Genomic DNA, 16,308 nt, shown 5'->3' with positions numbered 1-16,308 from the left:
TCTAGCTCGATCATCAGGCGGTGCCCCGGGGCCTCGTCTCGGCCTCAAGGTGCCTGACCAGCTCTTCCAAGGTCTCCCCGCACCGTACATTGGAGAGCCCGCTGGTCCGGGGCAGCAGGTTCGTACGAACGGCGGCCCAGCCACCGGCGAGGTCGTAGATCTGCCACCCGGGGAAGGCGCGGATGACCTCCGCCACGGTCACCGGCACGGCTGCGCTCCGGCGCCCGGCGTCGTCTGGGATGCACGCAGGTCCGCGTAGCGGCGGGCGATCCGGGCGGCGGCTCTCTCCGGTTCCAGTACGGGGTGCCAGGCGTAGACGGGCCGCTTGCGGGCGGCGTCCCAGCCCGTACGCCACCAGAAGCTCCCGCAGTCGCACCACACGACGAGACCGACCCACACGGACACCAGTGCGAGCCCGTAGCCGTCGTGGACATCGGCGGGGACGCGGAGGCGATGCAGTGCGCGTTGCAGCCGCACAGCCGCGTCGAGCGATGACGCCCTGAGTAAAGGGTCGGCCGACGCTCGGCTTGGGCTCATCTGCCCACCTCCCAAGGGTTCGCGACTCCGATGCGCCCAGTAAAGCCAGGCGGGCGGGACCTTTGAACTGCGCCGGAAGCCGTTGTCGGGACGTGTCATGTCATCGAGAAACGTCCCTTCATGGCCTTGAAACGTCCTGGGACGTTCGCGTCAACTGGGTTGTGTGAACGAGCGCCTACGCACAGCGATGCTCCGTCACGGCGTCGCCCTGGAGGACCTGGCCCGCACGTGCGGTGTGGAGCCTAAAACGGTCGAACGGTGGATCAACACCGGACGGGTGCCACATCGCCGGCATCGGTGGGCGGCGGCGAAGCTGCTGACCGCCGACGAGACGTACCTGTGGCCTGACGTGCTGGAAAGCAGCCAGGCGCGCCGTGCCCGGGCGAACCGGTCCGAGCTGGTGGAGGTCTTCCCCGATCGTGCCAGCGTTCCTCGCGAGCTGTGGCTGCGCCTCCTCAGTGACGCGCAGGCCGACGTGGACGTGCTGGTCTTCTCAGGGACGTTCTTCGCCCAGACCCAGCCCAGGATCGCCCGGCTGCTGACCGAGACGGCGAGGCGCGGCGTCGCGATCAGATTGTGCTTCGGCGATCCCAACGCCCAGTCCGTCGAGACGCGCGACCGCGAAGAGGGGCTCGGCGGGACACTCGCCGCCAAGATCCGCTCATCTCTGACCTACTATCGGTCACTGCCTGAGGTGGACGGCTGCGAGCTGCGGCTGCACTCCACGACGTTGTACGCCTCGTTGTTCCGCTACGACGATGACATCCTGGTCAACCCGCACGCGTACGGCGAGCCAGCCTCGGCCAACCCGGTCTTCCACTTCCGCCGCCTCAATGGCGGGACAATGGCCGAGCACTACATGTCGTCGTTCGAACGGGTCTGGGCCGGAGCCGTTCCCTGGTCCGGCGCGGAGCTCTGAGAGGCACCCATGGGACGAGTCGAGTACTGGAACGACCCGGAAGCCCCCAAGGCGAACAGCCTGGTCCCGGCGTGCGGGACGGTCACCGTGGACGACGCCGGCCGCATCCTCATGCAGCGCCGGCGCGACACCGGCCAGTGGGCCCTGCCGATGGGCAAGATGGAGATCGGCGAGACGCCGTCCCAGTGCGCCGTGCGGGAGACCGAGGAGGAGACCGGGGTCCGGGTGGAGCCGGTGGGCATGCTCGGGATCTACTCCGACCCCGGTCACATCGTGGCTTACACGGACGGGGAGGTCCGGCAGGAGTACGAGGTCATGCTGATCGCCCGTCCGGTCGGCGGTCGTCCCGAGCCCAACGACGAGGCGAGCGAGGTCCGGTGGGTCGAGCCGGGCGAGCTGCACGCGCTGGACATCCATCCCACCCAGTGGCGGCAGCTCAACGACTTCCTGGAGGGCAGACGCTCCCGCGTCGATTGACCTGTCATGTCCCGCTCGGTAACAGCCCTCAACGGGCCAATTCGGCCAGGCTGTTGATGCGCCAGTCGGCCTCTGCCGCTTCTCGGCTGTCGGCCCACAGATGGCCCCACGGTCCTCTGCGTACATGGGCGGTCCGCAGGCCAGCGGCCTTGGCGGGGGTGATGTCGTTGGACGGGTGGTCGCCGACGTACACGATCCGGTGCGGCGGCGCGTCGGCGAAGGCGATCAGGCGGGCGAAGAAGGCCGGGTCCGGTTTGGCGACGCCCCATTGGCCTGAGGTGGCGATGCCGTCCACCGGCAGGTCGAGCGCGGCCAACAGTTCGGCGACGCGGGCCGTCTGGTTCCCGGTGATCAGCACCCGGTGGCCGGATGCCCTCAACGCGGTGAACGCCGGCCGGACGTCGGGATAGAGGTCCTCCTCCTCGATGCGTTCGCCCTGGCCGGCCGCCTCCCGGGCGGCGTACTCGGCGGCCAGGTCGAGGCCGGGGCGCAGGAGGCGGAGGGCGTCGGCGTTGTCGCGGCCCTGCGCGACGACGGCGCCGACGAGGGCCGAGAGGGTGTGACGGGGGACGCCGAGCCAGTCGGCCCATGACGACCAGTAGCGGTCGTCGCGAAGGATGGTCTCTCCGACGTCGAATACGTAGATCACGGGCTGAGCTCCACGCGCTGCGAATTTGGAGGTCGTCAGCTGGCGACGGCCTCGGTGTGGTCGAAGGGTGGGTAGGTGTCACGGCCCGAACGTTCGGCGGCCGAGATGTAGTCGGCGAGGGCGGTGCGGGACTGGGCGAGGCGGGTCATCTGGTCGTCCAGGCGGCGCAGGCGGGAGCGCATCGCCGAGATGAGTTCGGGGCAGCCGAGCAGGTCCGGGGTTTCTCCCGTCGCGCAGGGCAGCAGGTACGCGATGTCCTCCGACGACAGGCCGGCGGCGAGCAGGTGGCGGATCTGCTTGACCCGTAGCACGGCGCTCTCGTCGTAGTCGCGGTAGCCGTTCGTGCCGCGGTCGGCCTCCAGCAGGCCCTGGGCCTCGTAGTAGCGCAGTTGGTGGGCGTTGACGCCCGTCCGGCGGCTCAGTTCCCCGATTCGCATCGCACCCTCACTTGACCTTCAGACCGGTCTCAACGTTGACGATGCTGCCATGAACGACAGAAGCACTGCACCTGTGACGGTCATCGGGCTCGGGCTGATGGGGCAGGCGCTCGCGGGCGCCTTCCTGAAGGCCGGGCATCCCACGACCGTGTGGAACCGTACGGCGGCCAAGGCCGACAAGCTGGTGGCCGAGGGCGCGCGACTGGCGCCGACGGCCGGCGAGGCGCTCCGAGCGAGCCCCTTGACGATCATCTGCGTCACTGATTACGAGGTCGTGCGTGAGCTGCTCAGCGAAGGCGACGGTGAAGGCGGGCTGGCGGGTACGACGGTGATCAATCTGACCTCCGGCACCTCGGCCCAGGCAAGGGAGGCCGCGCAGTGGGCCGGGCGGCGGGAGGCCCGCTACCTGGACGGCGCGATCATGGCCGTTCCGCCGGTGATCGGGACACCCGAGGCGGTGATCCTGCACAGCGGGCCGCGCGCCGACTTCGAGGCGCACGAGGGGACGCTCGGCGCGCTGGGCACCCTCACCTACCTCGGCGAGGACCTGGGGCTGGCGTCCCTGTACGACGCGGCCGGGCTGGTCATGATGTGGAGCGTCCTGAACGCCTGGCTCCAGGGCACCGCGATGGTGAAGACGGCCGGGGTGGACGCCGCGACGTTCGCGCCGTTCGCGCAGCAGCTCGCCACCGAGGTGGCGGGGTGGCTGCCGGGTTATGCCGGGCAGGTCGACAAGGGGTCCTTCCCGGCCGAGGTGTCGGCGCTGGAGACGGATGTGCGGGCGATGGCGCATCTCGTCGAGGAGAGTGAGGCGGTCGGGGTCAACGCCGAGTGGCCGAGGCTGATCAAGGCGATCGCCGATCGGGCGATCGCGGCGGGGCACGGCAAGGAGCAGTATCCGGTGCTGATCGAGGAGTTCAGCACGTCTCAGGAAGGCGACTGACCCCCAGGAACACCGAAGGGGTTTCAGGCCGCTTCCAGGATGACCCGGGCCACCAGGTCCGGGTCGTCGCTCATCGGCAGGTGACCGCACCCCTTCAGCAGCTTGACCCGCTGCCCGGACCATCGTGCCGCCCGCACGGCCTGCCGTCGCGGCAGTAGCCGATCATGCTCGCCCCACGCGACCGTGATCGGCGTCTTCGGCGGCGCGGGCGGCATCAGCCCGGCGAACGACTCCAGCGTCTCGTCGAAGCCGGGCGCGCTGCCCAGCGCCTGCGTGGCGGCCGTCAGGGCGGCCGGGCCGAGCCGGGAGGGGTGGGCGACGAGCAGGCCGGCCGCGACCGTACGGACGTAGCGGTTGTCGAGTCGCTCCAGCGGGAGGGAGCGGGCGGAGGCGCGCATGGCGCGCAGCAGCGCCTGGCAGTAGAGCAGCTCGGCGCGGGTCCAGAAGCTGATCGGGGAGAGCGCGACGGCCGAGCGGACGACGCCGCGCGAGGCCAGCTCCAGCGCGACGTAACCGCCCAGGGAGTTGCCGGCGACGGCGGGCTCGCGGATGCCGAGCCGGGCGCAGAACGACTCGACGGCGTCGGCCAGCGACTCGGCGGTGTACGGGATGTCCGGCGGCAGCTCGGGCGAGACCCCGAAGCCGGGCAGGTCGACCGCGATCACCGTGCGGGCCGCGGCGAGCCGGTCGAGCACCGGCAGCCAGCCCTGCCAGTGGTGGCCGATGCCGTGGACGAGGATCAGCGGCGCGCCGGAGCCCCGGCGCTCGAAGGCCAGCTCCATGGCCGCCAGTGAATCACTCACCTGCCCCGGGTGGGAATCTCGAACCAGACGGCTTTGCCTTCCCTGGTGGGGCGCGAGCCCCAGCGGCGGGCGAGCTGGTCGACGAGGTAGAGGCCGCGCCCGCCCTCGTCGTTCTCGCCGGCGCTGCGGATGCGGGGCAGCCGCAGGTCCTGGTCGAACACCTCGACCCAGACGGCTTCCTCGCCCCTGCGCAGCCGCAGCGTGAACTCCTTGTCGCCGATCACTTCGTCCTCGAAGCCCGGCATGTCCCAGGACTCCTCGAACGGCAGCGGCGGCCCCTCCACGACCAGCTCCCTGCGCGGGACCCCGGCGGTGGCGGCGTGCAGCACCACGTTGGTGACGACCTCGGAGACGAGCAGGCAGGCCAGCTCGGCGCGTTCCTCGGGCACGTTCCAGCTCGCGAACGCCTCGGCGGCCATGCGGCGGGCCTCACCGACCATGATCGGCTGGGCGGGGAACGTGCGGGACTCCACGTCGAGGTCGACGTCGCTGGAGCGGACGACGAGGATGGCCATGTCGTCGTCGATCTCGCCGGGCACCGCCACGGTGGCGGCGTCGGCGATGCGCTCGACCTCGGCGCCCGACATCTTGGCCAGCTTCTCGCAGAGCACGCCCAGCGTCTCGGCCTCGGTCGGCATCCGGCCGTCGCGGCCGGGGCGGCGGTCGACCAGGCCGTCGGTGTAGAGGAGCAGCGCCGCGCCCGGCGGCAGCGTGCGCGTCTCTTCCTTGTAGACCAGGTCGGCGTGCAGCCCCTTGGCGCGCACCCCGAGCGGCTGGCCGACCTCCTCGATGTCGAGCTCGACGCACTGCCCGTCGACCAGCAGCAGCGGCGCGGCGTGCCCGGCGTTGGCGAAGGACAGCTGCCGCGACCAGGCGTCGTAGACGAGGTACTGGCAGGTCACGATGGGCGGGACGCTGACGTCGGTGCCGTTGTCGTCCTGCTCGGGGGTGGCGATGATGCGGGTCCACTCGTCGAGCCTGGCCAGGATGTCGGCGGGCGACTTGTCGTCTTGGGCGAAGGCCCGCAGGGCCGCCCGCAGCTGGCCCATGATGGCGGCCGCCTTGGCGCCCCTGCCCTCGACGTCGCCGATCACGATGCCGACGCGGCCGGCCGACAGCGGGATGACGTCGTACCAGTCGCCGCCGACCTGGGTCTGGATGCCCTGCCCGTGGGAGGCGAGCGGGGCGGCCGGGTAGTAGCGCACGGCGATGTCGAGGCCGTCGAGCTGCGGCAGCGCCCGGGGCAGCAGGTATTTCTGGAACGACTCGGCTGTGTGCCGCTCCTCCTCGAACAGCAGCGCGTTGTCGATGGCCAGCGCGACCCGGGTGGCGATGGCGCCGACGAAGTCGCGGTCGAAGGCGTCGTAGTGGGGGCTGCGGCGGTCGGTGAGGTTGGACAGGCCGAGGTACATCAGCCCCAGCGTCTCGCCCCGCACCAGTAGCGGCGCCACGATGGCGGAGGTCATGCCGATCTCGCCGCACAGGCGCGCGCTGCCGTCGTGGGGGCTCGGGCTCCGGTTGGTGGCGAAGTCCTCGACGAGGATGGTCTCCTGGCGGCGCAGCGCGGTGTCGGCGTAGTGGCCGGAGGGGTAGCGGATCTCCGCGCCCACCGGCTTCCATGTTCCCGACGGGGGCGTCCACCCCTGTACGTGCTGCGAGACCCGGCGGACGAGCCGGTCACCCTCCATCAGCTCGATGAAGCAGTGGTCGGCGAACTGGGGGACGAGCATCTCGGCGACCCGCTTGAGCGTCTCCTCGACGTACAGGGAGCCGGCCAGCCGCTCGCCGATGCGCTCCAGCAGCCCGAAGCGGTCTTTCTCCCGCTCGTTGCTGCGCAGCGCCTCGCGGGCCATGATGACGATGCCCGTCACCGCGCCCGACGTGGGCCGCAGCGGCACCGCTTGGGCGCGCACGTAGACGATCGTGCCGTCGCTGCGCCTGACGTCGAACGTGCCTTCCCACACGCCGCCCTTGAGCACGTGCTTGGCCAGCTCGATCGCCAGCGGGTGGTCCTTCTCCATGATCCCGAGGGACAGGACGGACGTGTCACGCGAAGGCGACTTCCCCTGCCGGCCGAAAAGTTTCTCGGCGAAGGGGTTCCAATAGAGGAGATTGCTGAAACGGTCGGTGACGACCACGGCCATTTCGGCGTGGTCGAGCACGGACCCGGCAGCAAGGTGATCAGCCGCTTCTTGTGACAGATCCCCCCATCGCTTCATCCGGAGACCACTCCTCGGGGTGGCGTGTATGCAAAGCGGACCACGGGCGCTCCTGCAACAGTCTTGGCCAGGGGAGAGTGGAGGGCCTCCCAGGAGGGATTCAACCAAGTAGCTGGGCGCGCGTCAGCGCTTGGAGACAAAAACGTGCGCGGCCACGTCGCGCGGAAGCTCCGCGGGAGTATCCTTCGCGTCACCGTCACCTGTCACCCGTACACCGTCGTCGCTCGCCGCGAGCGTCACCTCGCGTCCGGGTTGTATCCCAACTTGCTTGAGTTTAAGCATCACAGCGGGATCGCTTTGCACTTGTTCGCTAATTCGACGCACGACTACTGGTGTGTCACGTGTGCCGGCGAGGTCGCTCATCGTGGTCAGCGTGTCGTCGCCGCTCTCGGCCGGCTCCTGCGCCCCCAGCTCCGCCAGCCCGGGGATGGGGTTGCCGTGCGGGCACACCGTCGGGTTGTCCAGCAGCGTCACCAAGCGCGACTCGACCGACTCCGACATGACGTGCTCCCAGCGGCACGCCTCGATGTGCACCTCTTCCCACGGCAGGCCGATCACCTGCGTGAGGAGGCACTCGGCGAGGCGGTGCTTGCGCATCACGCGCGTGGCCAGCGTGCGGCCCAGCTCCGTCATCGACAGGTGGCGGTCACCCTCGACCCGGACGAGCCCGTCACGCTCCATGCGCGCGACGGTCTGGCTCACGGTGGGGCCGCTCTGCTGAAGGCGCTCCGCGATGCGGGCCCGCAGCGGGACGATGCCCTCTTCTTCGAGCTCATAGATGGTACGGAGATACATCTCCGTAGTGTCGATCAAGCCGTGTGCGGTCAAGGCTCCTCCCAAGTGAATGGTATACGCCGGTCGTGGGACTGAGCCCGTCCGCTGCGGGCACAGGAGTCACAGGGAACCCTATTGGGAGAACGACCGACGATGGTTAAGGACGGCAACAATGGGGCGGCCGAGTTCCTTCCCGACCGTCTCGATCTGAACGCGCTGCGTGACGCGGCTGCCGGCTGTGAAGGATGTGACCTCTACCGCAACGCCACCCGCACGGTGTTCGGAGAGGGCCCGAAGCAGGCCAGGTTCATGCTGGTGGGCGAGCAGCCCGGTGACCAGGAGGACCGCCAGGGGCATCCGTTCGTCGGCCCGGCGGGGCGCGTCCTCGACAGAGGGCTGCAGGAGGCGGGGATCGAGCGCGACGACGTCTACCTCACGAACGCCGTCAAGCACTTCTCCTTCACCCCGCGCGGCAAGCGGCGCATCCACCAGAAGCCCACGGCGGCGGAGATCGACGCCTGCCATCCGTGGCTGGACGCCGAGCTGGCCGTGGTGAAACCCGAGGTGGTCGTGGTGCTCGGGGCGACGGCGGCGCGCTCGCTGCTGGGGCGCTCGTTCCGGGTGACGCAGCATCGGGGCGAGCCGGTGCCGCTCGGCGAGGCGGTCGCGGTGGCGACCATCCACCCGTCGGCGGTGCTGCGCGCACCCGACAGGGACGAGGCGTACGCGGGCTTCCTGGCCGACCTCCAGGCGGCGGCCCGGATCGCGTGAGCGTCAGCCCGCCGTATCTTCCTTGAGCGGGACGGACGAGCCGGCCCGGAAGTTGCGGAATCCGGCCACCGACAGCCCCACGATCAGCACCGTGACGGCGCAGGCCAGGCCGCCGCCCACCCACGCCCCGGTGAGCCCGAACGCGGTGGCGGTCGCGCCCGCCCGCAGGTCGCCCAGGCGCGGCCCGCCCGCCACGACCACCATGAACGCCCCCTGCAGCCGCCCCCGCATCTCGTCGGGCGCGTAGAGCTGCAGGATCGACTGCCGCCAGACCGACGAGATCACGTCCGCGACCCCGCCGACGGCCATGAACAGCACCAGCAGCCGCAGGTCGTGCACGAGCCCGGCGGCGGCCACGGCCAGCCCCCAGACCGCGATCACGACCGACAGCGCCACCCCCTGCCGCCTGACCCGCCCCACCCACCCGGAGAACAGCGCGCCGGCGACGGAGCCGATGGCCATGGCGGAGTTCATCCAGCCGAGGGCGAGCAGGTCGCCGCCGAAGCGCTCGGCGGTCAGCTCGGGGAACAGCGCCCGCGGCATGGCGAACACCATGGCGATGATGTCCACGACGAACGACATCATCAGCACGGGGCTCCTGACGATGAAGCTGAGCCCGTCCAGCACCGCCCTGGCCCCCGGACGTGTCACCTCGCCCAGAGGGGGCAGTGAGGGCAGCCTGAGAGCCGCGTAGAGGTTGGCGGTGAACAGGATGGCGTCCACCGCGTACGCCTGCGCGTATCCGCCGTGCGACATCGCCACGCCGCCGACCATCGGCCCGAGCACCGCGCCCATGCTGTAGACGAGCGAGTTGAGCGCGTTGGCGGCCGGCACCAGTTCGCTGTCGAGGATCCTGGGGATGATGGCGCCCCTGGTGGGCCCGGTGATGGCGAAGCCGGTGGAGTTCAGCGCGACCGCGAGGAAGATCAGGTAGACGTTGTTCAGGCCGAGCAGCGCCTGCACCAGGATGAACAGCGTGGCCAGCCAGGCCACCACCGAGCCGGCGAGGAGCAGCTTGCGCCGGTCGACCGCGTCGGCGACCGCGCCGCCCCACAGGCCGAAGACGATCAGCGGGATGAGGTTGGCGATGCCGATCAGGCCGACGTAGAACGACGACTGCGTGATCTCGTACACCTGCTGCCCGACGGCCACGACGGTCACGCCGACGCCGATGTGCGAGACGGCCTGGCCGAGCCAGATCCGGCGGTACGCGGGCACGCCGAGCGGCCGGGTGTCCACGAGATGACGCTTGATCAGCTCCCCAAATGCCACTTAACGAACATTAAGGGGCAAGTCTCTCCAGAACCCATCCGGGGCGCGTCCGCCGGTAACGCAGCCGATCGTGCATCCGGTCGAGCTGCCCCTGCCAGAACTCGACCTCGACCGGGGCGACACGGAACCCGCCCCAGAAGTCGGGCACTGGCGGATCCTCCGGCCAGCGGGCAGCCAGCTCCTCGTAACGGGCGTCCAGCTCCTCACGGGAGCGCACGACCGCCGACTGCCGCGAGGCCCACGCGCCAATGCGCGACCCGTACGGGCGCGAGGCGAAGTACTCGGCCGACTCCGCGTGGGAGATCCTCGTCACAGTGCCCTCGACGCGCACCTGGCGGCGCACCGGGTGCCAGGGGAACAGCAGGGAGGCGCGCGGGTTCTCCGCCAGGTCGCGGCCCTTGCGCGACTCGTAGTTGGTGTAGAAGACGAAGCCGCGTTCGTCGTAGCCCTTGAGCAGGACCGTCCTGGCGCTCGGGCGGCCGCCGGCGGAGGCGGTGGCCAGGATCATGGCGTTGGGTTCGGGCAGGCCGGCGTCGAGCGCGTCCTGGAACCAGGTGGTGAACTGCGCGATGGGGTCGGACGCGAGGTCGGATTCGAGCAACGGCTCGCCCTCGTACGTACGGCGAAGCCCCGCCAGCGTGGGCGGGCGCGGGGTGGCATCCACGAGACGATATTCTTGCGCGCTTGCGTGGTAGATCCCATGCACCGCTCCCGACCAGCGGGTTTGCCTGAACGGCGGGTCCCGACACCGAGCATGAGCTGGGAGGGGGTTAAATTGACCCGCCGGTATCTCGACATCAAGGCATCGCAGTTGCCGAAACATGGCAAGAAAGGGAGGCGGCCGAGTATGTCCGACTTCAAACCCGGGCTCGAAGGCGTCGTAGCTTTCGAGACCGAGATCGCGGAACCGGACAAAGAAGGGGGCGCCCTTCGATACCGGGGCGTCGACATCGAAGAGCTGGTCGGCCGTGTCCCGTTCGGGCACGTATGGGGCCTGCTGGTCGACAACAAGTTCCAGCCGGGCCTGCCCCCGGCGGAGCCGTACCCCATTCCTGTCCACTCCGGTGACATCCGTGTAGACGTGCAGAGCGCGCTGGCGATGCTGGCCCCTGCCTACGGCTTCAAGCCCCTGCTCGACATCAGCGACGAGGAGGCCCGCGACCAGCTCGCCCGCGCCTCCGTCATGGCCCTGTCGTTCGTGGCGCAGTCCGCGCGCGGCCTCGGCCTGCCGATGGTCCCGCAGAGCAAGGTCGACGAGGCCAAGACCATCGTCGAGCGCTTCATGATCCGCTGGCGCGGTGAGCCTGATCCCAAGCACGTCAAGGCCATCGACGCCTACTGGACCTCCGCGGCCGAGCACGGCATGAACGCCTCGACGTTCACCGCCCGCGTCATCGCCTCCACCGGCGCCGACGTGGCCGCCGCGCTCTCCGGCGCCGTCGGCGCCATGTCCGGCCCGCTGCACGGCGGCGCCCCCGCGCGCGTCCTGCACATGATCGAGGGCGTCGAGCAGCTCGGCGACGCCAAGAAGTACGTCCAGAGCGAGCTCGACAAGGGCAACCGCCTCATGGGCTTCGGCCACCGCGTCTACCGCGCCGAGGACCCGCGCGCCCGCGTGCTGCGGCGCACGGCCAAGGAGCTCGACGCGCCCCGCTACGAGGTCGCCGCGGCGCTGGAGCAGGCCGCCCTCGAGGAGCTGCACGCCCGCAAGCCCGACCGCGTGCTGGCCACGAACGTGGAGTACTGGGCCGCCGTGGTGCTGGACTTCGCCGAGGTGCCCTCCCACATGTTCACCTCGATGTTCACCTGCGCCCGCACGGCCGGCTGGGCCGCGCACATCCTGGAGCAGAAGCGCACCGGCAGGCTGGTCCGCCCGAGCGCCACCTACACCGGCCCCACCTCGCGCCCACTGAGCGAGCTCGAGGGCGCCGACGAGGTCGTCGGCAAGTACTGATTTTCGTGTCGCGGCTACCGCGCGGCCCCCGTCCGTCTGGGCGAGCCGCCGCGGTAGCCGTTCCGCGTTCTGCGGGAATGTGAAGGTGGCGCGGGTCTCAAAGTACGGACCGGGTACGAGCCAGCACCCGCAGGTCGGTAGGCTCCGTTACGTGGCTGACATCGTGATTCCCGCTGACATCAAGCCCGCCGACGGCCGCTTCGGCTGCGGGCCCTCGAAGGTTCGCACCGAGCAACTGGCCGCGCTCGCCGCCTCCGGCGCGAGCCTCATGGGCACCTCGCACCGCCAGAAGCCGGTCAAGAACCTGGTCGGCCGCGTGCGCTCCGGTCTCGCCGACCTGTTCTCGCTGCCGGAGGGCTACCAGGTGGTGCTGGGCAACGGCGGCACCACCGCGTTCTGGGACATCGCCGCCTTCGGGCTCATCCGCGAGAAGTCCCAGCACCTGTCGTTCGGCGAGTTCTCCTCGAAGTTCGCCGCGGTCACCAAGAAGGCGCCCTGGCTGGGCGAGCCGAGCGTCATCAAGTCCGAGGTGGGCACCCACCCCGAGGCGGTCGCCGAGGACGGCGTCGACGCCTACGCGCTCACCCACAACGAGACCTCGACCGGCGTCGCCATGCCGATCAAGCGCGTCGGCTCCGACGACTCGCTGGTGCTCGTCGACGCCACCTCCGGCGCCGGCGGCCTGCCCGTCGACCTCAACGAGACCGACGTCTACTACTTCGCGCCGCAGAAGAGCTTCGCCTCCGACGGCGGCCTGTGGATCGCGATCATGTCGCCGCGCGCTCTGGCCAGGGTCGAGGAGATCGCCGCGAGCGGCCGGTTCGTGCCCGAGTTCTTCAGCCTGCCGGTCGCGATCGACAACTCCGCGAAGGACCAGACCTACAACACCCCGGCCGTGGCCACCCTGTTCCTGCTGGCCGACCAGCTCGACTGGATGAACGGCAACGGCGGCCTGGCCTGGACCACCGCCCGCACCGCCGAGTCCAGCCAGCGCCTCTACACGTGGGCGGAGAAGTCGGCCTACGCCACGCCGTTCGCCGCGCCCGAGTTCCGCTCCCAGGTGGTCGGCACGATCGACTTCAGCGACTCCGTCGACGCCGCCGCCGTGGCCAAGGTGCTGCGCGCCAACGGCATCGTCGACACCGAGCCCTACCGCAAGCTGGGCCGCAACCAGCTGCGCATCGCGATGTTCCCGGCCATCGACCCGGCCGACATCGAGGCCCTGACCACCTGCGTCGACTACGTGGTCGAGCGCCTCTAGTCAGCCCCGCGCACATCCACGTCGAGGAGGAGGGCGAGCGGCGCCCTCCTCCTTCGCCGTGCTCCCCCTCCTTGAGTAGGAAGTCCTTCTTGCCCGCTACGCCCCCATTCGGCCAGGGGACCGCCCGGTCGAAGAGCCTCGGCTACCTGATGTTCGCCAGCCGGTGGCTCCAGGTCCCGCTCTACCTGGGCCTCATCGTGGCCCAGGCCGTGTACGTGTACCAGTTCGCGCTGGAGCTGTGGCACCTCATCGAGACCGTGTTCCTGCACGGCGGGACGCCGGCCGGCGAGAGCGCCCCCTCGCCCGAGGTCGTGGTCATGCTCACGGTGCTGGCGCTCATCGACGTGGTGATGATCTCCAACCTGCTCATCATGGTGATCATCGGAGGCTACGAGACGTTCGTCTCGCGCATCGACCTCAACGACCACCCCGACGAGCCGGAATGGCTCTCCCACGTCAACGCGAACGTGCTCAAGGTCAAGCTGGCCACGGCCATCATCGGGATCTCGTCGGTGCACCTGCTGCAGACGTTCATCCGGGCGCAGTCGACGCCCAACGACAAGATCATGTGGCAGACCGTGATGCATCTGGCCTTCGTGGTGTCGGCCATCGGGCTGGCCTACATCGACCGGCTGCTGTCCACCTCACCGGCCGAGCACACGCGCTCCCACCTCTGAGCCCCGGGGGCGGGCGAACCTCGCCGGTGATCCTCCGGCCGGCCGGTCGCCGGGCAACGTGTCGGTTATGTCAATCGGTCGTGCTGGCGTGCACGGCGATGATTCGCCAGCCGTGCGTCTCGTCGTGCAGCCACGTACGGGTGTAACGCATCCTGGCCGCGAACGGCGCACCGGAGACGGTCCCCTCGACGGTGCCGAGAAACCACGTCACCCCGGTGCGCCCATCGGCGAGCACGGTCAGCTCCTCCTCGGCCACCTTCGTCACCACCTGCGTCCGAGTGCGGTGCAGCTCCAGGTCGTCCGCCTTGGTCGCGACGTTCGCGCCGAAGGTGAAGATCAGCCGATCGTCCAGCAGCCGATCCAGCGCCTCGACGTCTCCAGCGAGCTGCGCGGCCTGGAGCCGGCGCTCGGCGTCCCGCAAGTCCTCCATCATGAGGTCCACCCTCCCAGCCGGCGCTGTACCGGCGCCAGGACGTTCACGCTCGGCTGATCTTCGCGGTCCGGCCCAGGGACTCGATCATCGGAGAGTGGGGTGTCGGGGTTCAGCGGGCTTCCCGACAGGCCGTTGAAGCGGTGTGCGGCGGCTGTGAACGAGACCGTCGCGAGTTCGCGCCTTCTGCGATTCGCGGCGGTCGAGGGTTGACGGCACCCTCTAACGGACACGGGGCCGGGCACCGCCTCGCGCGGGCGCGGGCTCCTCGGGCTCTTCCTCCTCTTCCTCGGGCTCTTCCTCCTCCTCGTACTCGTCCTCCTCGCCTTCCTCCGGCTCCTCCTCTTCGTACTCGTCCTCAGGCTCCTCGGACTCGAGCTCCTCGGCCTCCTCGGGCTCCTCGCCCTCTTCTTCTTCGAGGTCCTCGTAGCCCTCCTGCTCCTCCTCGGGCTCCCGCTCGTCCTCGTCCTGACGGGCGCGCTCCTCCTCCATCGCCGTGTCGTGGTCCTTGACGACCTTGCCGTCGCGGATCTCGCCGCGCCAGCCGTCGCCCACGTCGTCGGGATGCAGGAGCAGGTGCGCCATCACGTGCCGCCTGAAGTGCTTGAGCTCCAGCCGGGCGCGGCGCCCCTGAGCCCGCCACAGGTTGCCGGTACGCTCGAACAGCCCTTGCGGGTGGTACTCCAGCACGACCAGCACCCGGGTGAGGTCGCCGGTGATCTCGTGGAAGGTCACCGCCCCGTCGACGAACCCCTTCGGGCCCTCCGACCGCCAGATGATGCGCTGGTCGGGGATCTGCTCGACGATGTGCGCCTTCCAGTTCCTGTGGGACCAGAAGACCTGGGCCTTCCACGTGGAGTCCGCGTCCGACTCCCGCTGGACGTTCTCCACCTTCTTCATGAACGTCGGGAAGTCCTGGAACTGGGTCCACTGGTTGTAGACCAGGCGGCGCGGGGCCCCGATGTCGATCGATTCGATGATGTTGGTGATCTTCCGGTTGCCCTTGTCGCCCTTGCCGCCGGTGAGCTTCTGCATGATGCTCTTGAGGCCGCCTTTGAGACCGCCCTTCAGCCCGCCGGCGAGGCCGCCGGTGAGGCCGCCCTTGATGGCTCCGCCCACGACACCGCCGCCTCCGCCCGGGTTGTCTCCGCCGGAGCCGGTGACCGCGCCGAGGAGGCTGGACCCCTTGCCCTCGGCGTAGTCGGACAGCCGGCCGGTCAACCCTTCGAGCTTGTGCTCGGCGCTGGAGAGCGCCCGCAGGGCCGCGGCGTGCAGCAGGTTCTGTGCCTCCTGCTTGAGCCGGTCCGTGGGCAGGTTCCTGACGATCTCCTGCCCTGCCTCCTTCGCCGCTCCGGCCACCGCCTTCGTGGTGCCCTTCGCGGCGCCGGCCAGCCCTCCGGCGACCCCCTTCACCGCACCTGACGCCCCCTGGGCGTGTTCGCGGGCCTCAGGTGTCGCTTCCTCGCCGGTGCCCTTGGCCGCTGCCGCGAGGCGCCGCCCGGCGCCCGCCGCCTTGCCCGCCGTTCCCGCTCCCGCGCGACCGGCCGCCCTGGCCATTCTCCTGGCCCGGCCCGCTTCTGCCTCAGTCATCGGTGCTCCCCCTCCGGGTGCGGCGCGTCCGCCGCAGGATGCGGGGCCGCCGCTGCACGCCCTCGGACGCTTCCGCCCCCTTTTCCTCGTCCTCAGGCTCTTCCTCAGGCTCGTCCTGAGCATCGCCCCGAGCCTCGCCCTGAGCCTCGTCCTCGGTCTCGTCGTGCGCGTCCTCGGCCTGATCCTCGGCCTGATCCTCGGCCTGATCCTCGGCCTGGTCCGCTGCCTGGTCCGCTGCCTGGTCCTCGGTGGCGTCCCGCTCGCCCGGCGAGCGCAGCGCCTCGGCCCGCTCGTGCAGCTTGTCGCTCAAGGAGTCGATCTGCCTGCCGGCCGCGGCCACCGCCGCCGCCTTGCCGACCTGGAGCAGGTCCCCGCGCAGCCGGTCGGCCACCTGTCCGACCTCGGCGGAGGAGGTCAGTGCCTTGATCCCCTGCGACAGCAGGCCGCCGCCCCCGCCCCCGCCGGCCCGTGCCCGGCCGGCCAGCCCCGCCGCCGCCAGCGCCGCGGCCATGCGCAGCTTGCGGCGCCGCCCGAGGAAGTACCCGGCGAGCAGGGCAAAGGCAATGCGCAACTTGTTCGACATGGTCAGCGCTCC

The 16,308-nt window shown here is 70.2% G+C and carries 19 protein-coding genes; 7 read left to right on the top strand and 12 right to left on the bottom strand.

Annotated elements, in window-relative coordinates; genetic code table 11:
* Nucleotides 1-13: 13 nt before the first annotated feature.
* On the bottom strand, nt 14-208 hold the full coding sequence (locus HCN51_RS21835; RefSeq protein ID WP_168011344.1) for a hypothetical protein: 195 nt from the start codon (nt 206-208) through the stop codon (nt 14-16).
* Complete coding sequence (locus HCN51_RS21830) at nt 199-537, bottom strand: hypothetical protein (protein ID WP_168011343.1); 339 nt, start codon at nt 535-537, stop codon at nt 199-201. Before HCN51_RS21830 ends, HCN51_RS21835 begins: the two co-directional genes overlap by 10 nt.
* A gap of 163 nt (nt 538-700) precedes the next feature.
* On the opposite strand from HCN51_RS21830, the gene HCN51_RS21825 reads away from it, so the two are divergent.
* Both HCN51_RS21825 and HCN51_RS21820 read left to right on the top strand, forming a co-directional pair.
* Entirely contained in the window at nt 701-1,456 is a 756-nt protein-coding gene (locus HCN51_RS21825) for a DUF5919 domain-containing protein (protein ID WP_168011342.1), read from the top strand.
* A gap of 9 nt (nt 1,457-1,465) precedes the next feature.
* Nucleotides 1,466-1,933: an NUDIX domain-containing protein gene (locus tag HCN51_RS21820; protein WP_168011341.1), complete on the top strand. Its 468-nt coding sequence runs from the start codon at nt 1,466-1,468 to the stop codon at nt 1,931-1,933.
* Between the two features lie 28 nt (nt 1,934-1,961).
* On the opposite strand, the gene HCN51_RS21815 is transcribed toward HCN51_RS21820, so the two are convergent.
* Nucleotides 1,962-2,582, bottom strand: coding sequence for an HAD-IIIA family hydrolase (locus tag HCN51_RS21815; RefSeq protein ID WP_168011340.1), 621 nt, complete (start codon nt 2,580-2,582; stop codon nt 1,962-1,964).
* A gap of 35 nt (nt 2,583-2,617) precedes the next feature.
* A complete protein-coding gene (locus tag HCN51_RS21810; protein WP_080043279.1) occupies nt 2,618-3,019 on the bottom strand; it encodes a MerR family transcriptional regulator in 402 nt (133 codons plus the stop codon).
* Between the two features lie 49 nt (nt 3,020-3,068).
* Between HCN51_RS21810 and HCN51_RS21805 the strand changes: the two genes are divergently transcribed.
* Complete coding sequence (locus HCN51_RS21805) at nt 3,069-3,962, top strand: NAD(P)-dependent oxidoreductase (protein ID WP_168011339.1); 894 nt, start codon at nt 3,069-3,071, stop codon at nt 3,960-3,962.
* A gap of 23 nt (nt 3,963-3,985) precedes the next feature.
* Here HCN51_RS21805 and HCN51_RS21800 read toward each other — a convergent pair whose 3' ends face one another.
* The 3 genes from HCN51_RS21800 to HCN51_RS21790 all read right to left on the bottom strand — a co-directional run bounded on the left by HCN51_RS21800 (nt 3,986) and on the right by HCN51_RS21790 (nt 7,812).
* Nucleotides 3,986-4,765 carry an alpha/beta fold hydrolase gene (locus HCN51_RS21800; RefSeq protein ID WP_346433737.1) on the bottom strand — a complete coding sequence of 260 codons (780 nt, stop codon included), beginning with the start codon at nt 4,763-4,765 and terminating at the stop codon, nt 3,986-3,988.
* Nucleotides 4,762-6,984, bottom strand: a complete 2,223-nt coding sequence (locus HCN51_RS21795; protein ID WP_168011338.1) for an ATP-binding SpoIIE family protein phosphatase — start codon at nt 6,982-6,984, stop codon at nt 4,762-4,764. Before HCN51_RS21795 ends, HCN51_RS21800 begins: the two co-directional genes overlap by 4 nt.
* Before the next feature lie 123 nt (nt 6,985-7,107).
* A complete protein-coding gene (locus HCN51_RS21790; protein ID WP_080043283.1) occupies nt 7,108-7,812 on the bottom strand; it encodes an iron-dependent transcriptional repressor DtxR in 705 nt (234 codons plus the stop codon).
* Between the two features lie 99 nt (nt 7,813-7,911).
* On the opposite strand from HCN51_RS21790, the gene HCN51_RS21785 reads away from it, so the two are divergent.
* Nucleotides 7,912-8,529, top strand: a complete 618-nt coding sequence (locus tag HCN51_RS21785; RefSeq protein ID WP_168011337.1) for a UdgX family uracil-DNA binding protein — start codon at nt 7,912-7,914, stop codon at nt 8,527-8,529.
* A 3-nt stretch (nt 8,530-8,532) separates the two neighbouring features.
* On the opposite strand, the gene HCN51_RS21780 is transcribed toward HCN51_RS21785, so the two are convergent.
* Nucleotides 8,533-9,801, bottom strand: a complete 1,269-nt coding sequence (locus tag HCN51_RS21780; protein WP_346433736.1) for an MFS transporter — start codon at nt 9,799-9,801, stop codon at nt 8,533-8,535.
* A gap of 10 nt (nt 9,802-9,811) precedes the next feature.
* Nucleotides 9,812-10,465: a pyridoxamine 5'-phosphate oxidase gene (pdxH, locus tag HCN51_RS21775; protein WP_080043286.1), complete on the bottom strand. Its 654-nt coding sequence runs from the start codon at nt 10,463-10,465 to the stop codon at nt 9,812-9,814.
* Nucleotides 10,466-10,648: 183 nt separating this feature from the next.
* Here pdxH and HCN51_RS21770 point away from each other — a divergent pair, with 183 nt between their 5' ends.
* The 3 genes from HCN51_RS21770 (at nt 10,649) to HCN51_RS21760 (ending at nt 13,693) form a co-directional block, all read left to right on the top strand.
* On the top strand, nt 10,649-11,755 hold the full coding sequence (locus HCN51_RS21770; RefSeq protein ID WP_168011336.1) for a citrate synthase 2: 1,107 nt from the start codon (nt 10,649-10,651) through the stop codon (nt 11,753-11,755).
* Nucleotides 11,756-11,906: 151 nt separating this feature from the next.
* Nucleotides 11,907-13,016: a phosphoserine transaminase gene (gene serC, locus HCN51_RS21765; RefSeq protein WP_080043288.1), complete on the top strand. Its 1,110-nt coding sequence runs from the start codon at nt 11,907-11,909 to the stop codon at nt 13,014-13,016.
* Between the two features lie 89 nt (nt 13,017-13,105).
* Nucleotides 13,106-13,693, top strand: a complete 588-nt coding sequence (locus tag HCN51_RS21760; RefSeq protein ID WP_240973088.1) for a TIGR00645 family protein — start codon at nt 13,106-13,108, stop codon at nt 13,691-13,693.
* Between the two features lie 70 nt (nt 13,694-13,763).
* Here HCN51_RS21760 and HCN51_RS21755 read toward each other — a convergent pair whose 3' ends face one another.
* The 3 genes from HCN51_RS21755 to HCN51_RS21745 form a co-directional block, all read right to left on the bottom strand.
* Complete coding sequence (locus HCN51_RS21755; RefSeq protein ID WP_168011335.1) at nt 13,764-14,126, bottom strand: nuclear transport factor 2 family protein; 363 nt, start codon at nt 14,124-14,126, stop codon at nt 13,764-13,766.
* Between the two features lie 219 nt (nt 14,127-14,345).
* A complete protein-coding gene (locus HCN51_RS21750) occupies nt 14,346-15,713 on the bottom strand; it encodes an SRPBCC family protein (RefSeq protein WP_240973087.1) in 1,368 nt (455 codons plus the stop codon).
* Entirely contained in the window at nt 15,706-16,296 is a 591-nt protein-coding gene (locus HCN51_RS21745) for a hypothetical protein (RefSeq protein WP_168011334.1), read from the bottom strand. Before HCN51_RS21745 ends, HCN51_RS21750 begins: the two co-directional genes overlap by 8 nt.
* Nucleotides 16,297-16,308: the final 12 nt, after the last annotated feature.

The organism is Nonomuraea composti (assembly GCF_012034275.1).
GTDB lineage: Bacteria > Actinomycetota > Actinomycetes > Streptosporangiales > Streptosporangiaceae > Nonomuraea > Nonomuraea composti.
Note: the sequence above shows the minus strand (reverse complement) of the source record. Positions and strands in the feature narration are given on the sequence as shown.

What these genes read in the sequence shown, in the direction of transcription:
- HCN51_RS21830 (WP_168011343.1), bottom strand. Translation starts at nt 537, where the DNA reads ATGAGCCCAAGCCGAGCGTCGGCCGACCCTTTACTCAGGGCGTCATCG.
- HCN51_RS21820 (WP_168011341.1), top strand. Translation starts at nt 1,466, where the DNA reads ATGGGACGAGTCGAGTACTGGAACGACCCGGAAGCCCCCAAGGCGAAC.
- HCN51_RS21810 (WP_080043279.1), bottom strand. Translation starts at nt 3,019, where the DNA reads ATGCGAATCGGGGAACTGAGCCGCCGGACGGGCGTCAACGCCCACCAA.
- HCN51_RS21805 (WP_168011339.1), top strand. Translation starts at nt 3,069, where the DNA reads ATGAACGACAGAAGCACTGCACCTGTGACGGTCATCGGGCTCGGGCTG.
- HCN51_RS21795 (WP_168011338.1), bottom strand. Translation starts at nt 6,984, where the DNA reads ATGAAGCGATGGGGGGATCTGTCACAAGAAGCGGCTGATCACCTTGCT.
- HCN51_RS21785 (WP_168011337.1), top strand. Translation starts at nt 7,912, where the DNA reads ATGGTTAAGGACGGCAACAATGGGGCGGCCGAGTTCCTTCCCGACCGT.
- HCN51_RS21770 (WP_168011336.1), top strand. Translation starts at nt 10,649, where the DNA reads ATGTCCGACTTCAAACCCGGGCTCGAAGGCGTCGTAGCTTTCGAGACC.
- HCN51_RS21755 (WP_168011335.1), bottom strand. Translation starts at nt 14,126, where the DNA reads ATGATGGAGGACTTGCGGGACGCCGAGCGCCGGCTCCAGGCCGCGCAG.
- HCN51_RS21750 (WP_240973087.1), bottom strand. Translation starts at nt 15,713, where the DNA reads ATGACTGAGGCAGAAGCGGGCCGGGCCAGGAGAATGGCCAGGGCGGCC.
- HCN51_RS21745 (WP_168011334.1), bottom strand. Translation starts at nt 16,296, where the DNA reads ATGTCGAACAAGTTGCGCATTGCCTTTGCCCTGCTCGCCGGGTACTTC.